Source organism: Kitasatospora sp. NPDC048296, from assembly GCF_043201815.1.
In the GTDB taxonomy this organism is placed as follows: Bacteria; Actinomycetota; Actinomycetes; order Streptomycetales; family Streptomycetaceae; genus Kitasatospora.
Genome location: NZ_JBICZB010000001.1, coordinates 117,135 through 133,880, shown reverse-complemented (window position 1 = coordinate 133,880; position 16,746 = coordinate 117,135). Strand labels below are relative to the sequence as shown.

14 protein-coding genes and 2 pseudogenes are annotated in these 16,746 nt (G+C 70.6%); 7 read left to right on the top strand and 9 right to left on the bottom strand.

What is annotated here, in order from left to right; genetic code table 11:
• Positions 1-9 precede the first annotated feature (9 nt).
• Positions 10-717 (top strand): HNH endonuclease, encoded by a 708-nt coding sequence (locus ACGF12_RS00625; protein WP_393023416.1) that lies wholly within the window; start codon positions 10-12, stop codon positions 715-717.
• Between the two features lie 52 nt (positions 718-769).
• On the opposite strand, the pseudogene ACGF12_RS00620 reads toward ACGF12_RS00625, so the two are convergent.
• From ACGF12_RS00620 to ACGF12_RS00595, 6 genes and pseudogenes are all read right to left on the bottom strand, one after another.
• Positions 770-1,525 (bottom strand): annotated as a pseudogene (locus ACGF12_RS00620) (aminotransferase class I/II-fold pyridoxal phosphate-dependent enzyme); the annotation flags it as partial.
• 27 nt (positions 1,526-1,552) lie between these two features.
• Positions 1,553-2,848 carry a hypothetical protein gene (locus ACGF12_RS00615; protein ID WP_393023413.1) on the bottom strand — a complete coding sequence of 432 codons (1,296 nt, stop codon included), beginning with the start codon at positions 2,846-2,848 and terminating at the stop codon, positions 1,553-1,555.
• Positions 2,848-4,059: an N-6 DNA methylase gene (locus ACGF12_RS00610; RefSeq protein ID WP_393023410.1), complete on the bottom strand. Its 1,212-nt coding sequence runs from the start codon at positions 4,057-4,059 to the stop codon at positions 2,848-2,850. The genes ACGF12_RS00615 and ACGF12_RS00610 overlap by 1 nt, the downstream gene beginning before the upstream one ends.
• Before the next feature lie 275 nt (positions 4,060-4,334).
• Positions 4,335-4,526 (bottom strand): hypothetical protein, encoded by a 192-nt coding sequence (locus ACGF12_RS00605; RefSeq protein ID WP_393023408.1) that lies wholly within the window; start codon positions 4,524-4,526, stop codon positions 4,335-4,337.
• 380 nt (positions 4,527-4,906) lie between these two features.
• Positions 4,907-5,662: pseudogene (locus ACGF12_RS00600) on the bottom strand (aminotransferase class I/II-fold pyridoxal phosphate-dependent enzyme); the annotation flags it as partial.
• Between the two features lie 209 nt (positions 5,663-5,871).
• A complete protein-coding gene (locus tag ACGF12_RS00595; RefSeq protein ID WP_393023405.1) occupies positions 5,872-6,861 on the bottom strand; it encodes a LuxR C-terminal-related transcriptional regulator in 990 nt (329 codons plus the stop codon).
• A gap of 156 nt (positions 6,862-7,017) precedes the next feature.
• On the opposite strand from ACGF12_RS00595, the gene ACGF12_RS00590 reads away from it, so the two are divergent.
• From ACGF12_RS00590 to ACGF12_RS00575, 4 genes are all read left to right on the top strand, one after another.
• The gene (locus tag ACGF12_RS00590) at positions 7,018-7,374 is read left to right on the top strand and encodes a hypothetical protein (RefSeq protein ID WP_393023403.1); all 357 of its coding nucleotides are present in this window, start codon (positions 7,018-7,020) and stop codon (positions 7,372-7,374) included.
• Between the two features lie 144 nt (positions 7,375-7,518).
• On the top strand, positions 7,519-7,671 hold the full coding sequence (locus ACGF12_RS00585) for a hypothetical protein (protein ID WP_393023400.1): 153 nt from the start codon (positions 7,519-7,521) through the stop codon (positions 7,669-7,671).
• Between the two features lie 348 nt (positions 7,672-8,019).
• Entirely contained in the window at positions 8,020-9,441 is a 1,422-nt protein-coding gene (locus ACGF12_RS00580) for a CHAP domain-containing protein (protein ID WP_393023397.1), read from the top strand.
• Between the two features lie 186 nt (positions 9,442-9,627).
• Positions 9,628-10,149, top strand: a complete 522-nt coding sequence (locus ACGF12_RS00575; protein ID WP_393023394.1) for a hypothetical protein — start codon at positions 9,628-9,630, stop codon at positions 10,147-10,149.
• Positions 10,150-10,449: 300 nt separating this feature from the next.
• Here ACGF12_RS00575 and ACGF12_RS00570 read toward each other — a convergent pair whose 3' ends face one another.
• Positions 10,450-11,004: a YbjN domain-containing protein gene (locus ACGF12_RS00570; protein WP_393023391.1), complete on the bottom strand. Its 555-nt coding sequence runs from the start codon at positions 11,002-11,004 to the stop codon at positions 10,450-10,452.
• Positions 11,005-11,338: 334 nt separating this feature from the next.
• On the opposite strand from ACGF12_RS00570, the gene ACGF12_RS00565 reads away from it, so the two are divergent.
• Entirely contained in the window at positions 11,339-11,620 is a 282-nt protein-coding gene (locus ACGF12_RS00565) for a helix-turn-helix domain-containing protein (protein ID WP_393023388.1), read from the top strand.
• 117 nt (positions 11,621-11,737) lie between these two features.
• On the opposite strand, the gene clpB is transcribed toward ACGF12_RS00565, so the two are convergent.
• Both clpB and ACGF12_RS00555 read right to left on the bottom strand, forming a co-directional pair.
• Positions 11,738-14,359, bottom strand: a complete 2,622-nt coding sequence (gene clpB / locus ACGF12_RS00560) for an ATP-dependent chaperone ClpB (RefSeq protein ID WP_393023385.1) — start codon at positions 14,357-14,359, stop codon at positions 11,738-11,740.
• Between the two features lie 188 nt (positions 14,360-14,547).
• Positions 14,548-15,480, bottom strand: coding sequence for a LysR family transcriptional regulator (locus ACGF12_RS00555; protein ID WP_393023382.1), 933 nt, complete (start codon positions 15,478-15,480; stop codon positions 14,548-14,550).
• A gap of 70 nt (positions 15,481-15,550) precedes the next feature.
• Here ACGF12_RS00555 and ACGF12_RS00550 point away from each other — a divergent pair, with 70 nt between their 5' ends.
• A complete protein-coding gene (locus ACGF12_RS00550; protein WP_393023379.1) occupies positions 15,551-16,669 on the top strand; it encodes a TDT family transporter in 1,119 nt (372 codons plus the stop codon).
• The last annotated feature ends 77 nt before the right edge of the window (positions 16,670-16,746 follow it).

Genomic DNA, 16,746 nt, shown 5'->3' with positions numbered 1-16,746 from the left:
TCTGATCGCATGTCTGCTGGACGCCCCGCTGTGCCTCGGGAGCTGCGCCGCGACCTCTTGGTTGAGGCCGGACACCGCTGCGCTATCCCCACCTGCCGCGCTGTGCCGCTCGAACTGGCCCACATCGTTCCATGGGCGAAGGTGCGAGTACACGAGTTCAGCAACATGATCGCACTTTGCCCAAATTGCCACACTCGCTTTGATCAAGGCCAGATCGACCGGCTTGCGATGCGGAAGTACAAGGCCGGTCTGCAGAGCTCGGCAGACCGAGTTGGCCTGCTTGACGCCTACCGCTGCTTCCAGGCGGCGATTGACCGGTGGAGCGCGTCCGTAGCGGATCCTCGGTGGGATGACATCACATTTGACAAACCCACCCTGCGGGCCGCCCTCGTTACCCAATGTGGCCTCGATTGCGGACGGGCACAGGGAGCTCTGGACAGCCTTACCCAGGTCGCTGCCGAGGAGGCATCGTGGGAGGCGAAGATGCTCTACGGATGGGTCAAGTCGTGGGCTGATGATGTGGCCGACGGGCTTTGGCCGAGCACCCATCCTGGTGCCACTGAGCACGATCCGTGCGACCTCGCCGAGATCGAATATGCGCTCCACCGCGCCATCTGCGTTCAGCTCGGGCTTGAGATGGAGGTGCTCCCCCTGCGGGTCGATGTGAAGGGCGGTGGCTCTCCTGTCCACATCGGAGGTACGGGAAAGGCCTACTGAAAACGATGTCCGTCTGGTGAGTTGTCCGCCATCAGCACGCCAGCGAATAGGTAGGCGAACAGGGCTTGACCCAGCCGACCTTCCATCCGGTGAAGGAGAAGGTCTTGCCAGCCGAGGAGATGGTGACGGTGCGTTCGCGCATGCCGGGCAGGGCGGCGATCGGGTGGTGGGTGGCGCCGAAGACCAGGTGTTCGTAGACCTCGTCGGTGACCACCAGCAGGTTGTGCTCGACGGCGAGTTCGGCGATGGTGGCGAGTTCCTCGGCGGTCAGCACGGTGCCTGTGGGGTTGTGCGGGGTGTTGATCAGCAGCAGGCGGGTGCGTGGGGTGATCAGGGCGCGCAGCTCGTCCAGGTCGGGGCGGAAGTGCGGGGCCCGGAGGGTGAGCGGGACGCGGGTGGCGCCGGCCATGGCGATGCAGGCGGCGTAGGAGTCGTAGAAGGGTTCGAGGGCGATCACCTCGTCGCCGGGCTCCAGCAGGGCGAGCAGGGCGGCGGCGATGGCCTCGGTGGCGCCGGCGGTGACCAGCACCTCGGTGTCGGGGTCGTAGCTCAGGCCGTGGAAGCGCTGCTGGTGCTCGGCGATGGCGGTGCGCAGTTCGGGGATGCCGGGGCCGGGCGGGTACTGGTTGCCATGGCCCTCGCGCAGGGCCCGTACGGCGGCCTCGCGGACCTCCTCGGGCCCGTCGGTGTCCGGGAATCCCTGGCCGAGGTTGATCGAGCCGGTGGCCGTGGCCAGGGCGGACATCTCGGCGAAGATCGTCGTCCCCATGCCCGCCAACCGGCGGTTCAACAGCGGCCTAGCGTTCATGTCTCCACCATTCCCACTCGGTACCCGTCAATCCTCCGAGGACCATCCTGACTCATGGTTGGTCTCGGCCTCGAGTGATGTATGGACGACAGCGGGCAAAGAGGGGTACGCGCTCTCTTCGTGGGACTCCGCCTCCTGCTCCGGGAGAGCATTGGCCCTTGCCGAGATGTCACGCAGGAGCGCGTCTTTCAGGTCGTGCAGTGTCGTGCTCGCGGAGACCAGCTGCTTTGCCACGGCGTGCAGGGGGTCGGTCGTGGCGTGGAAGTCCGCACGGGTACGTGGGTCGGGCCAGGTGATGCTCAGGTTCGCGAGGGCACGTGCGGAGATCTCCCTGGCGTTTCGGCCCTGAGCCATCCGTGCGACGTCGCTGCTCCGGCTTCTCAGCTCGTGGTACAGCCACCAGGTGTCCTCGTCGTCCGCAGGCCGCACCGCCACGACCCCTCTGGTGGGTGACGCCGGGTGCTGCGTCACGGCAATGTGCGCGCCGTCGGGGCGGGTGCTCAACATCAGGGTGCCGGGAGGCCACGCTTCTGCGGCAGCTGTCGGGCTGCTCAAGCGGAACCTCTCCACGTGTGGCACTGCGCGGTCGAAGAGGTCGGTCGGGGTGATCGCGTCGACGCCGGAGCCTTTCGTTCCGGGCGGGAGCGAGCGCGCGGAACCCTGACCTGTCTTCGCCTTGGCAACTGCGCCGAGCCGTCGTGTTTCCCAGATCGAGCCTGCGGAGGACCAGTCGTCGTGGATCGCGCCGGCCAACTCCACTGCCTTTCGCGCGGCCTCCTGGTGGAGGTCGATCATCTCCTCGATGAGGCTGAAGGCCCTGTGGTACTTGGTGATGACGTCCGGTGGGGGAAGCGGGAAGGGCATGCGGCGGAGCGTGTCGAGGCTCACCGTAGGCTCGACGTGTGCCGTCACGTCCTCGTCGATCCGAGCTTTCGCCGTGGGCGTCTGCAACCAGATGCGAAGCCATCTCACGATGTGTGGGGCCGCGCGGATGATGCCGATCGACCTGGTCGCGGTCCATCCCGCGTGCTCGGCGGTGACGAAGGCAGAGTCGCCCGACCGCCTGACGAGTACGACGGCCAGGTCGCCCTCCTGGAGGGTCGCCCGATTGGGGCGGGAGCGCTCGAGGCCGCCTTCGCGGTTTCGGGGTGAGCGAATCCTCCCGTGTCTGACGTATGTCGAACTGATGATGCCCGTCGGATCGGGGGCATTGTCGTCGAGGACGCCCGAGGTCGTGTACACGGTCTCCGGTGGGAACTCGGCGATAGCGGTCCACGGCCACATCTCGGCATCGGATCGGTCGTGGTCGGCGGCCGCGTCCATCAGATCTCCTTCAGGGCGTCCAACAGGCGCGATTCGAGGGCGTGGACCTGGTCGAGCTTCTCGACCAGCTCGTGCTTGAGCTGGTCGACTCGGCTGCGTGTGTCGCGTGCGGGGCTCGGGGGCTCCACGGCATACGAAGTAGGCATGAGGTCGTACTGGGACCAGGCGATGTCCTCCGTCGAACAGCTTCGCGACCAGCCGGGCTCATCGGAGTAGGACAGAGACGCGCCGCGGCCCTCCGTGATGCCCCGCCAGGTGGCCATGGTGGTCAGGATTCGTTCCACGTGCTTGTCGCCCAGCCTCCGCGCCCTCGACCCCGGGACCGGCTCGAAGGCCCGCCGCGCGTTGATGAACAGCACCTGTCCACGACGGTCACCGGTGCCCCAACTCGCTCGTGGACTCTTGTCCTTGTTGAGCACCCACAGGCAGGCGGTGGCATCGGTGTGACCGAACACGCGGGGCGGCAATGCGATCAGGCACTCGACGAGGTCGGCTCGCAGCAGTCGCTTTCGCAGCTCTCTCATGGCGGGTTGGGCGCTTTTCGCCACGCTGTCGGCCATGAGGAAGGCTGCTCGGCCCTGCGGAGCGAGCGCGTGCGCAATGTGCAGGATCCACGCGGAGTTGGCGGATCCCCTGGGCGGTGGCTCGTCCGGCCACCGGGGATCGGTGGGGACGGGCCGGTCCTGCCGCGCGCCCTGGCCTTCCTGGGCCCAGTCGTGCTGGTTGAACGGGAGGTTGGCCAGGACGATGTCGTACCGATCGGGCTCCGGTGTGGCGAGACTGTCCGCGGGTGGGAAGACTCGAGCCTCGATGCCCCGCACGGCCAGGTTCATGCGGGCGACCTGCGAGGTGTGGGCGTGCTGTTCCTTTCCTGCCAAGGACATGGTCGGGTTCAGTCCGACGCGTTCGTGGACGTAGCGGTGACTCTCGACCAGCAGTCCACCCGAACCGCACACAGGGTCCAGCACACTGTGTCCGTCCTGCGGCACGGCGGCGCCGACGATGAGGCGGGCCATGTCGCTGGGCGTGAAGTAGTGGCTTCCCCGTGCCTGCTCGGCCGAGAGGTCGTGCAGGCATTGATCGAGCAGTGTTCCGACCTGTTGGACGGAGCTGATCGCCAGAATGAGACCACGTAGCGGGTCGTCGGTGCCCCGAAGTGGAACAGGCATCAAGTCCTTTGTGCCTGTACCGTCCCCGCTGGTGTCGGTCACGGGGAGCCAGTACGCAAAGCACGTACTCACTGAAGGTCCGATCGGCGAACCAGGCTTCGCGGCCTCTCCCAGCAGCCATGACCAGGTGGGAACACCGGCCCCCGGGGCGGCGTGTGCGGTCCGACTCAGGTAGAGCAGCCCCAGGACGAGCCGTGCAGCATCGTGGGCGTTCATCAACCGGGAGAGGCGCGCGCGATGTTGGCGCACCTCCATGAAGACCTTGCGCGCGGCAGGGTCCTCGGCACGTGCACCCCTTCGAAGGGCTCTCGCCTCGCTCACGAGCCCACCACGCCCAGGCAGGCCATGACCCCGAGAATGAGCGTCAGGGCACCAGCGAAGGTCGTCGCTCCGGACCTGAGCGCCACCAGGGGCTTTCCTCCCTCGATGACAGCCACGAGGCTGCCGGCGAGGGCGGCCACCAGCGCCGCGAGCACTGCGATGATCACGTACATCCACTTCTGTTGCACGCGCTTCCTCTCTGAGGTGAGGGGATCTCCGAGAGCGCGAGCAAGTCGCGTGATCCCCGGCTTCAAGAAGGACAGTAGAAGACGCGGCCCGCGCAGCATCTGGTGCACGGTGTTTGGGGTTTCTCCTGGGTCAAAACGCGCATCTGACGGTCTGTTTTCGAGTGCACGCGCTTTGGGACTTAGGTCAGCAAGCTTCCCAGCGCGCCCCCGCCTGGCGACGAACCTTGGGGGCTGGGGTGGGGCGGGCCGCCACCGGCTAACGATCAGCCGCCGGCTGGCCTCGCGCCGGACCGCCACGGCTGGTGGTGATGGCACCGGTCGTCCCCTTCGTGTCCCTTCGAAAGCGCGAAAGCTTGTCCTCAGCTCGCCAGCGAATAGGTAGGCGAACAGGGCTTGACCCAGCCGACCTTCCAGCCGGTGAAGGAGAAGGTCTTGCCGGCGGAGGAGATGGTGACGGTGCGTTCGCGCATGCCGGGCAGGGCGGCGATCGGGTGGTGGGTGGCGCCGAAGACCAGGTGTTCGTAGACCTCGTCGGTGACCACCAGCAGGTCGTGTTCGACGGCGAGGGCGGCGATGCCGGCGAGCTCCTCGGCGGTCAGCACGGTGCCGGTGGGGTTGTGCGGGGTGTTGATCAGCAGCAGCCGGGTGCGCGGGGTGATCAGGGCGCGCAGCTCGTCCAGGTCGGGGCGGAACGAGGGGGCCCGCAGGGTGAGCGGGACGCGGACGGCGCCGGCCATGGCGATGCAGGCGGCGTAGGAATCGTAGAAGGGTTCGAGGGCGATCACCTCGTCGCCGGGCTCCAGCAGCGCGAGCAGGGCGGCGGCGATGGCCTCGGTGGCGCCGGCGGTGACCAGCACCTCGGTGTCCGGGTCGTACGCCAGGCCGTGGAAGCGCTGCTGGTGCTCGGCGATCGCAGTGCGCAGTTCGGGGATGCCGGGGCCGGGTGGGTACTGGTTGCCATGGCCCTCGCGCAGGGCCCGTACGGCCGCCTCGCGGACCTCCTCAGGCCCGTCGGTGTCCGGAAAGCCCTGGCCGAGGTTGATCGAGCCGGTGGCCGTGGCCAGGGCGGACATCTCGGCGAAGATCGTCGTACCCATTCCGGCCAGTCGGCGGTTCAGCAGCGGCCTGGTACCCATCGGTGGCTCCTCACGGCTCGTCGTCAGGGGCCATCCTCTGATGGTCGGCGAGCGACGGACAAGCATGCGCACCCGCCGCTCCGATCCAACTGGTGTCGCAGCCGGGCCGAAGGCGACCGAGACACGGAGGAGCAGCACCGCCGAGCCCGCCCGGCCCGAGAACCCGGTCACCCTGCCGTCGGGCGGGGCTACCGGGCCCTCCCGGCGTCTCAGGGCGCGAGCCAGCCGGCGTGGGCTGCCCGGACGCCCGCCTGGAAGCGGCTGCGCGCGTCGAGGCGTTCCATGAGGTCGGTGGCGATGCGGCGGGCGGTGCGGGGCGAGACGCCGAGGCGCTTGGCGATGGCGTCGTCGGTGTGGCCGTCGCCCAACAGGGCGAGGGTGGTCTGCTCCTGGGCGGTGAGCCCGTGTCCGTCGAGCTGGGTGGCGGCACCGATCGGCTGGGCCCCCGACCAGACGGTCTCGAACAGGGCGCACAGCGCGGTCAGCATGCCCTGGCTGGTCAGGACGACGGCGCCGGCCGCGCTGTCGTCGCTGCGTACCGGGATGACGGCGGTGGTCCGGTCGACCACGATCATCCGGGTCGGGAGTGCGGGCACGGTGCGGACGTGGCCGCCTTGGGAGGAGAGCCAGTTGACGTACTCGACGGTGTGCGGGCTGTTGCGGACGCTGTCCAGGTAGACGGTCCGCATCCGGACGCCGCGCCCCAGCAGGGCGAGGTCGAGGGGCTTGGCGGCCTCGATGTTCTCGGGCTTCTGCCCGCCGTCGGGCGCGAAGGTCATGACCTCCTCGCGCACCTCCCGGGTGAGCGTCGCAAGCCGGTCGCGGATCTGGTCGAGGCCCGTGAGCTGCTCGACGCCGGGGTGGTTCCCGGCCGGCCGAAGGTCGGCGTAGTCGGCGATGAGCTGCGCGGCCGCCGCCCGGGAGGCCTCGACGCGCAGCTGCTGCGCGGCGAGTTCAGCCTGCTGGCGGGCCATCAGCAGTTCCATGCCGACCTCGGGGGAGACGGCCCGCAGTTCGCCCTCGCGGTCCGCGGACGGGCGCAGCAGGGCCAGTTCGCTGAGGGTGTCCAGGGCTGCCCTGATCTGCTGTTCGGGCAGGTCGAGCCGCGCGGCGAGGGCGGCGACGCCCTCCTGCGGATGGGCGAGCATCGCCCGGTAGACCGACTCCGAGGCCTTGTCCAGTCCCAGTGCCGTGAGCATCCGTACCCCCGTGAGGAACCCGTGTTCGATGTGCACGCGATCATTTCACAGCCGGGGGAGTGTGGTCACGGAGCCGTGTGGACGGTTCCGGCCGGGGACTGAACCGTCCGTGGTGATCCCCTTCACACCTATTGCCCGCTTCGGCACGCTCGATCCATGTATCTCGTTCACGCCGCCTTGCAGCCCGTTTCGCCCGGCCGCTCGCTGCCTCTCGACGCCCGTGAGCTCCTGTTGGCCACCGTCCACCCCGAGGACCGGGTCGAGCACCTCGTCCTCCACGCGGACGCGGTCCCGGATCCGGTGCTCGGCGTCTACCTGCTCGCCGACTCCCTTGCCGGGGCGGAGAGCCGGACGGCCGCGTTCTGCCGCCGCGCACTCGCGGCCGTACCCCAGTTCGCCGGCTGGAAGGCGGAGAGGGTCGCCGCACCGCTCGTCGTGCCGTTCTACGAGCGACTGCTGTCCGCCCCCGCCTTTCCTGGCCGGAACGGTCCAGGGACGGTTTCGGCCATCTGAGAACCCTTTCAACCGCCCTGACCAGCGACGAAGCTAGTGGTCGTCGGAAGGGAACACCGCCCGTACGACAACCGGAGAAAGCGTCACCGCGGAACGCGAGCACCGGAATCCCACCACCCCGTCGTATCCGAAGAGGACACCGTCATGCTTCGCACTGTCACCGCCGAGGCCGCCGCGGTCGCCGCCCTCGCCCTCGCCGCCCTGGTCCCCGCCGTCGCGGCCCAGGCCGCTCCCGCCCAGCCGGTCATCACTGCCCAGGCCGCCACCGTTCAGCCCGCCAACATGATCTGGGGCTGATCTCCCGCCAGGGCCGCGGCATTCCGCCGATCGGCTGCTCCTGCAGGGCAGCCGCCCGGACCTCCTGACAGGCCCAGCGCGCACCGCACATGAGGCGGCCTCCGCCAAGCTCCTCCCATGCTCCGGTTCTCCCAGTCCCTGACGAGGCCCCGAGCCGCCCAGAGCGGCAGGTCTCACGCGGCGCCGGCCGCACGGGACGCGGAGGCCAGCGGGCTCAGTGGCCTGACCCTCTGAACGAACCGCGCGCACACGGCGCGCATACCGAGTACTTCTCGCCGGTGCACCGCCGGCACGCCATCACCTGATCTCGTCCTGCTCGCAGACCTCTGGAGATATGTCATGTCCAAGATGACTTTTCGTCGCGCTGCCGCGCTGAGCACCGCCGCCGCGTTCCTGCCCATCAGCCTTGCCCTGGGTGCCGCGCCCGCCTCCGCCAGCGTCGGAAGCTCCATCGCCGCCACCGCGCAGGCCAACCTCGGCGACAAGAACTGCATGACCAACAGCGCGGGAGGGACGGGGTACTACACCAGCTGCAACGGAGAGGCCTGGTGCGCGGACTTCGCCAAGTGGGTCTGGGCCCAGAACGGTGTCGACGTGACCGGTCTCACCTCGGGCGCCGGCAGCTTCGGCCGCTACAACGGCGGACTGCACAGCACCCCGCACGTCGGCGACACGATCCTCTTCAACTACAACGGCTACGACTACGCCGACCACATCGCCATCGTGACGGCCGTCGGCAACGGCACCGTCACCACCATCGGCGGCAACGAGCACGGCGTGCACGGCAACTGGTCCGCCACCTCCATCGTCCAGCAGTCCACCCACAGCTCGGCGATCGGCTACAGCTGGGGCGGCCAGCGCATCAGCGGCTACGTCTCGCCGATCGGCGGAACGGACTCCGGCGCAAGTAACGCCCCGGCCCCCGCCCTGCCCCCGGGCAACCACGTGTACGACAACATCCGCTTCGCCAACGGCACCTGGCAGGGCGCCGCGCTCGCGGACGGCGGCGCCGACGTGTCCCAGGTCGTCACCGCGTCGCTGCCCAACGGTGACACCCACGTCATTACCCTCGTCAACGGCTCTGTGTACGACAACGTCCGTTTCGCGAACGGTACCTGGCAGGGCGCCGCGCTCGCGGACGGCGGCGGCAGCGTCGACCAGATCGCGGCGGTCGGTATGCCCAACGGCGACATGCACCTGGTGACGCTCAGCCGCGGTTCGGTGTACGACAACGTCCGCTTCGCCAACGGCACCTGGCAGGGCGCCGCCCTTGCGGACGGTGGTGGCTCGGTGGGTGCCATCTCCGCCGCGGCCCTGCCCAACGGCGACATGCACCTGGTGACCCTCTCTGGCGGTTCGGTGTACGACAACGTCCGCTTCGCCAACGGGACGTGGCAGGGAGCCGCCGTCGCGGACGGCGGCGGCCACGTCACCTCGATCGCGACGGTCGGCATGCCCAACGGCGACATGCACCTGGAGACGCTCACCGGCGGTTCGGTGTACGACAACATCCGCTTCGCCAACGGCACCTGGCAGGGAGCCGCCGTCGCGGACGGCGGCGGCCACACCGACGCCATCTCCGTCGCGGCCCTGCCCAACGGCGACATGCACCTGGTGACCCTCGGCGGTGGCGTGGTCTACGACAACGTCCGCTACGCGGGAGGCTCCTGGCAGGGCGCCCAGGTCGCAGACGGCAGCGGCTCGGTCAACGCCATCTCCGCCACGGGCATGCCCAACGGCGACATGCACCTGGAGACCCTCGCCAAGTAACGGGTCGCCGACGATCCGGAACCCGATCGCCCGGTCCCGCTCCAGGGGCCGGGCGGCCGCCCGCGCCAAGACCACCGCCCCGACCGGCAACGCCCTACGGGGCCCGCCCGCCACCCCCCGGCCCGAGGCACCTGACCAGGCTGCTCACACAACGCGTCCAGCACCGCAGAATCCCAGGAGCCCACTATGCCCGCACGCGCTCTCAAGGCCGCGGGTGGGCTGCCCGCAGCGGTGACCAGTGCGTCCGAGGCTTCCGTGAACGGGCAGCTGCAGGTGGTGGCTGTCGCCGGTGGCCGGGTGTACCACTCGATTCGCGGTACTGACGGCACGTGGAGCCCGTGGGGCGACGTGTACTCGATGGCAGGAGATGCGGGTGCGGCGACCGACGTCGCGGTGACCGGTACCGGTGCGGACATGCAGATCGTCATCGCGTCGAACGGAGGGACGAAGCAGTACCACGGTGCTCGGCTCGCCAGCGGCCAGTGGATGCCGCTGACCGATCTGACCTCGGTGGCGGGCTCGTTCACCACGACGTCGGTGAGTGCCGGGACGGTCGCCGGCGAGCTCCAGGCGACGTTCGTGACGACGGACAACCGCATCCTGCACGCCATCCGCTACACGGACGGCAGCTGGCAGAACGCCGCCGCAATCGACCTGACCGGCGTCTACGGCAACCACTACGCCGCGGGCATCACCGGGACCCTCTGATACGAAAATCCCCTCTCGCAGTTCTGCTCGAAGATCAGGCGACCTCGACGGATCGGAGAGTGACTTGGTGGCCGCCGAGGTCGTGGTACTCGATTCCGCGGGCGAACATGTGCCGGACCGCGATGAGGATTGAGTGCTTGACCTAGCCGACCTTTCAGCTGGTGAAAGAGAAGGCCTCGGGTGCGCGGGGTGACAGGGCGATCACCTCGTCGCCGGGCTCCAGCAGGTCGGGGCCGGGGACAAGGGCGGCCCGCCACTGCGACGTGAGCGCGGTGGCGGGCCGTACGGGGGAAGCGGGGATCAGGCCTCGTCGGAGTCCTCGCCCTCGCCCTCCTCGCCCTCGATCTCGTTCTGCAGGCCCAGGCGCTCGACGATCCACTGCTCGAAGCCGACCGCGGCCTGGGTCCAGTTCGCGGTGGTGGTGACGAAGTAGTCCAGGTTGACGCCGGTGCCGACGATCATCTGGGCCTCACCGATCAGACGGACCACGCCGTCCTCGTGGGTGTGGGTGTAGACCTTCGGCCAGAGGGTCTCGCGGTTCCACTCGTCGATCAGGTCGAGGATCTCGCCCTTCTTCTCCAGCGGGTACGCCCGGTCGTAGAAGGCGCGCACCGCGAAGAGCTCCTTCTGCTCGCCGCGGAACATGTAGTAGACGCGGAAGCCCTCCCAGGGGGCGGTGAGGTCGCCCTCCTCGTCCACGACGTGCTTGAGCTGCATCTGGTCGAGCAGCTGGGTGACCAGGCCCTGGTCCGGGACGATGATCGGCGGAGGGCCGGCCGGCCGCCCGCCCTGGCCACCGGGCTGGCCGCCTCCGGGGACGCCGAAGGACGGGATGGACGACGGGTCGATGCTCATGGGGGTCCTCTTCCTCAGTGCACGTGGTGGCCGGCAATGAGAGGCCGCCCTTTCCACCTCCCATCCTGCCTCATCCGGGGCCTCGCTCACAGGGGCACCCGGGGGCGCGTCGATCTTCCTTTCCGCGCCTCGCGGGCACCGGTCACCCAGGGTGCCCGGCGGGCGGCGGCCGGGCGGCGCGCCCGGCGCGCGGGTGAGCCAAGTCACGCGCCCGGCGCCCGGGTTCGGCTGCCGAACCGGCCGGATACGGTTAGCGTGCGACGGAACTCGCCGTTGGCAACATCCTTATTCGGTGGGCGAGTTGAGGTGATTTGAGCTGAAGGGGGGAAGCGGGATGGAGCGTACGGTGACCGGGGAGGGTGCCTCGCTCGGGAGGCTGCTGCGGAACATCCGGCTGGAGCGGGGGATGACGCAGGAGCAGTTGGGGGAGGTGTCGGGACTGAGCGTGCGGTCGATCCGCGACCTGGAGCGGGGGGTGTCCTGCCCGCGGGTTTCCACGCTGCGGCTGCTCACCCAGACGTGGAGCCTGCCACAGGCGCAGGGGGCCGAGCTGCACCGGCTGGCACGCACCTGGCGGGACCGCTCGCGGCGGCAGCGGCGGGGCGCGGCGGACTGACCGCGGGGAGCCGACAGACTGCGGGGAGCCGACCGGCCACGGGGAGTCGGCACGACGCGGTTCGGGCCGCTCCGCGCGCCTGAGCGCGGGGAGCGGCCCGAACCGGCCCTTCCGGGGTTACTTCTCCAGCGGGCCCCGACCGCGGACGGTGAGGCGGTCGCCCTCCTCGTCCCGCTCGACCAGGACGGTGTCCCCGTCGTGCACCTGGCCGGACAGGATCGCCCGGGCCAGCTGGTCGCCGATCGCGGACTGCACCAGCCGGCGCAGCGGGCGGGCGCCGTACGCCGGGTCGTACCCGGTGAGCGCCAGCCAGTCGCGGGCGGCCGAGGAGACGTCCAGGGTGAGCCGCCGCTCGCGCAGCCGCTCGCCGAGGCGGGCCACCTGGATGTCGACGATCCGGCTGAGCTCGCCGGTGCCCAGCGGGTCGAAGACCACGATGTCGTCCAGCCGGTTGAGGAACTCCGGTTTGAACGCGGCCCGGACGGAGTCCAGCACCAGGGCCTTCTTCTTGTCCTCGGGGGTGGCCGGGTCCACCAGGTACTGGCTGCCCAGGTTGGAGGTGAGGATCAGGATCGCGTTGCGGAAGTCCACCGTGCGGCCCTGGCCGTCGGTGAGCCGGCCGTCGTCCAGCACCTGGAGCAGGACGTCGAAGACCTCCGGGTGGGCCTTCTCCACCTCGTCCAGCAGCACCACGCTGTACGGGCGGCGGCGGACCGCCTCGGTGAGCTGACCGCCCTCCTCGTAGCCGACGTACCCGGGCGGGGCGCCGACCAGGCGGGAGACCGAGTGCTTCTCGCCGTACTCGCTCATGTCGATCCGGACCATCGCCCGCTCGTCGTCGAACAGGAAGTCGGCCAGCGCCTTGGCGAGTTCGGTCTTGCCGACACCGGTCGGACCGAGGAACAGGAAGGATCCGGTCGGGCGGTCCGGGTCGGCGATGCCCGAGCGGGTGCGGCGCACCGCGTCCGAGACCGCCTGCACGGCCTCCGTCTGGCCGATCAGGCGCCTGCCCAACTCCTCCTCCATGCGCAGGAGTTTGGCGCTCTCGCCCTCCATCAGACGGCCGGCCGGAATGCCCGTCCAGGAGGCGACCACATCGGCCACGTCGTCCGGGCCGACCTCCTCCTTGACCATCGACGGCGAGGCGGACCCGGTCTCGTTGTTCGCAGCGGCGGCGCGTTCCTGGGCGTCGGTGAGCTCCTTCTCGGCCGCCGGGATCTCGGCGTACATCAGCTTGGACGCCCGCTCGAAGTCCCCGTCGCGCTGGGCCCGTTCGAGGGCGCCGTGCAGGTCGTCCAGCCGCTCCTTGAGCTCGCCGACCCGGTTGAGGCTCTTCTTCTCCTGCTCCCAGCGCGCCGTCAGCACGCTCAACTGCTCGTTCCGGTCGGCGAGATCGCGCCGAAGTCGGGCCAGCCGGTCGACCGAGGCCGGGTCCGACTCCTTCTCCAGGGCCAGCTCCTCCATTCGCAACCGGTCGACGGCGCGCTGGAGTTCGTCGATCTCGACCGGGGAGGAGTCGATCTCCATCCGCAGCCGGGAGGCCGCCTCGTCGACCAGGTCGATGGCCTTGTCGGGCAGGAAGCGGGAGGTGATGTAGCGGTTGGACAGGGTGGCGGCGGCGACCAGGGCGGCGTCCGAGATCTGCACCTTGTGGTGCGCCTCGTACCGGCCCTTGAGGCCGCGCAGGATGGCGATCGAGTCCTCCACGCTGGGCTCGCCGACCAGCACCTGCTGGAAGCGGCGCTCCAGGGCCGGGTCCTTCTCGATCCGCTCGCGGTACTCGTCCAGCGTGGTGGCGCCGACCATCCGCAGCTCGCCGCGGGCCAGCATCGGCTTGAGCATGTTGCCCGCGTCCATCGCGGAGTCGCCGCCGGCGCCCGCGCCGACCATGGTGTGCAGCTCGTCGATGAAGGTGACGACCTGGCCGTCGGAGGCCTTGATGTCGTTCAGGACGGCCTTCAGCCGTTCCTCGAACTCGCCGCGGAACTTGGCGCCGGCCACCATCGCGCTGAGGTCCAGCGCGACCAGCCGCTTGCCGCGCAGCGACTCCGGCACGTCGCCGGCCACGATGCGCTGGGCCAGGCCCTCGACCACGGCGGTCTTGCCGACGCCGGGCTCGCCGATCAGCACCGGGTTGTTCTTGGTCCGGCGGGAGAGCACCTGGACCACCCGGCGGATCTCGTGGTCGCGGCCGATCACCGGGTCGAGCTTGCCGTCCCGGGCGGCCTGGGTGAGGTCGGTGCCGTACTTCTCCAGCGCCTTGTAGGTGCCCTCCGGGTCCGGCGAGGTGACCCGGCCGCTCCCCCGGACGTCCTTGAAGGCGGCGAGCAGCGCCTTGGGCGTGGCGCCCTGCTGCACCAGCAGCTCGGCCACCGGCCCGCCCTCGGCGGCCAGGCCGACCATCAGGTGCTCGGTGGAGACGTACTGGTCGTCCAGGTCGTCCGCGCGCTTGCCGGCCTCGGTGAGCACGGCGAGGGTGTCCCGGGCGAGCTGCGGGGCGGCGACCGTCGAGCCCGTCGCGCTGGGCAGCGCGGTCAGCTGGCGGCGCGCCTCGGCGTCGATCCGGGCGGCGTTCGCCCCGACCGCCTCCAGCAGGGGCCGGGCGATGCCCTCGGGCTGCTCCAGCAGGGCGATCAGGATGTGCACCGGCCTGACGTCCGGGTTGCCGACCGTGCCCGCCTGCCGGATCGCGGCGGACAGGGCGTCCTGCGTCTTGGTGGTGAACTTGCTCGCGTCCACTGCTGGGGGATCCTCCCTCGTCGTCCTTCACTACTGCTACATACAGCATGCACTAACTTGAGTCTATTCCGCTCAAGTTTTCTCCATCGGCCCGAGGCCCGGGTTTCCCCTGGCTCGACCTTTCGCCGGGCTCAGGTTCCCGGGTTCAGGTCCCCGCGCGGGGGTTTCCTCGCGCAGGTTCCCCGGGCTCAACTCTTCCTCCTGGCGATGGGGCCGTTCGTCCGCCGGGTCAGCCCCAGCAGCTCCCGGGCCGGCCCGCTCGGCCGGTGCCCGGCCGGCCACACCGCGCGCAGCGGCCGCCGCAGGTCCAGCTCCTCCGCCAGCGGCACCTCGACCAGCCGCCGGGTGGCCAGCTCCTCCACCACCGCCAGCTCGCTCAGGCAGACCGGCCCCGCCCCGGTCATCGCCGCCGCCTTCAGCGCGGTGGACGAGGCCAGCTCCAGCCGGGGCCGCGTCGCGCCCCCGTACGGCGTCAGCGCCATCTCCAGCACCTCCCGGGTGCCCGAGCCGGGCTCCCGGAGCACCAGCGGGGTGGCCGCCAGCTCGGTCCCGGTCAGCGGGGTGCGCCGACGCGACCACGGGTGACCGGGCGCCACCACGACCACCAGCCGGTCCGCCGCCACCACCGCGCCGGCCAGTCCGGGCGGGGTGGACGGGCCCTCGACGAAGCCGAGGTCGGCCTCCCGGGCCAGCACGTGCCCGGCGACCTCCGCCGAGTTCGCCGTCCGCAGCGTCACCGCCGTCCCCGGGCTGGCCTCGGCGAGCGCCAGCAGCCAGCCCGGCATCAGGTACTCGGCGACGGTCAGGCTGGCCACCACCCGCAGCTTGGCGTCCCGCCGTTCGCGCAGCGCGTCGATCCCGGCGTCCAGCGCCTGGGCCGCCTCCACCACCTGCCGGGCCCACTCGACCACCAGTCGGCCCGCCTCGGTGGGCCGGCTGCCCCGGGGCGAGCGCTCCAGCAGCGCGACGCCGATCTGCCGCTCCATGCCCTTGATCCGGGCGCTGGCGGTCGGCTGGCTGACGCCCAGCTCGGCCGCGGCCCGGCCGACGCTGCCCAGTCGGGCCACCGCGAGCAGCAGTTCCAGGGCGCCCAGTTCGGGGACGTGCGGGGAGAGGGGCATAGGTTCAGGCTATGTCCTCATAGGATTCGCGGCGCTACCGGCGGCCGGGCCGCCGGGCCAGGGTGGAACCATGTCCACCTCGGTCGATGTCCGTCCGCTCACCCGTCCCGCTCCCCGTACCCGGCTCTCCCGGTTCGACCTCGCCCAGCTCGGCCCCAACTGGTACGCCGCCGTGATGGGCACCGCGATCATCGCCAACGGCGCCGCCGCCCTGCCGGTCCGGGTGCCCGGGCTGATCGGCTTCGGCGAGGTGATGTGGGCGCTCGGGCTGGCCGCCCTGCTGGTGCTGGCCGGGGCCCGGCTGGTCCACCTCACCCGGCACCGCGAGGCGGCCCGCGCCCAGCTGCTGGACAACCCGGCCACCGCGGTCTTCTACGGCTGCCCGCCGATGGCGCTGCTGGCGGTCGGGCTCGGCACCCTGCTGCTCGGCTCCCGGGTCATCGGCACCGGTCCGGCGGTCGCCCTGGACGCCGTGCTGTGGGGCGTCGGCACGCTGTACGCGCTGACCGTCGCGGCCGGCATCCCGTACCTGATGATCACCCGGCACCCGGTGTCCGCGCTGGAGGCCAACCCGACCTGGCTGCTGCCGGTGGTCGCACCGCTGGTCGCCTCCGCCTGCGGCCCGGCCCTCGTCCCGCACCTGCCCGCCGGAGCACCCCAGCAGGCCCTGCTGTACGGCTGCTGGGCGCTGTTCGGGGTCGGCCTGCTGGCCACCCTGGTGCTGCTGCCGGTGGTGTTCACCGGGCTGTTCCACAGCAAGCTGCCCGCCCTGACGCTCACCCCCGCGCTGTTCCTGGTGCTCGGCCCGCTCGGCCAGTCCGTCACCGCGATCCACCAGCTCGCCGACGCCGCCCGCCCGGTGCTGCCCGCCCTGGCGCCCGTCATGCTGCCGCTGGCCGAGCTGTACGGCATCGCGGTGATCGGCGTCGCGATGCTCTGGCTGGCCGTCGCGCTCACCGCCAACCTGCGGGCCCGCCGGGCCGGGATGCCGTTCGCGATGACCTGGTGGGCCTACACCTTCCCGATCGGCACCTGCGTCACCGGCGCCGCCGCGCTCGCCCGGCACACCGGCTTCGGCGGCTTCACCGCGCTGGCCGCCGGGCTCTACCTGCTGCTGGTCGTCGCCTGGGGGCTGGCGGCGGGGGGCACCGCCGCAGGGCTGGTGCGCGGGCGACTGCTGGCGCGCTGACCCGGTCGGACGGCCGGTCGGACGGTCAGTCGAAGGAATGGCCCCGGCTCAAAAGCAGGCCGCCGTTGCAGGAATGC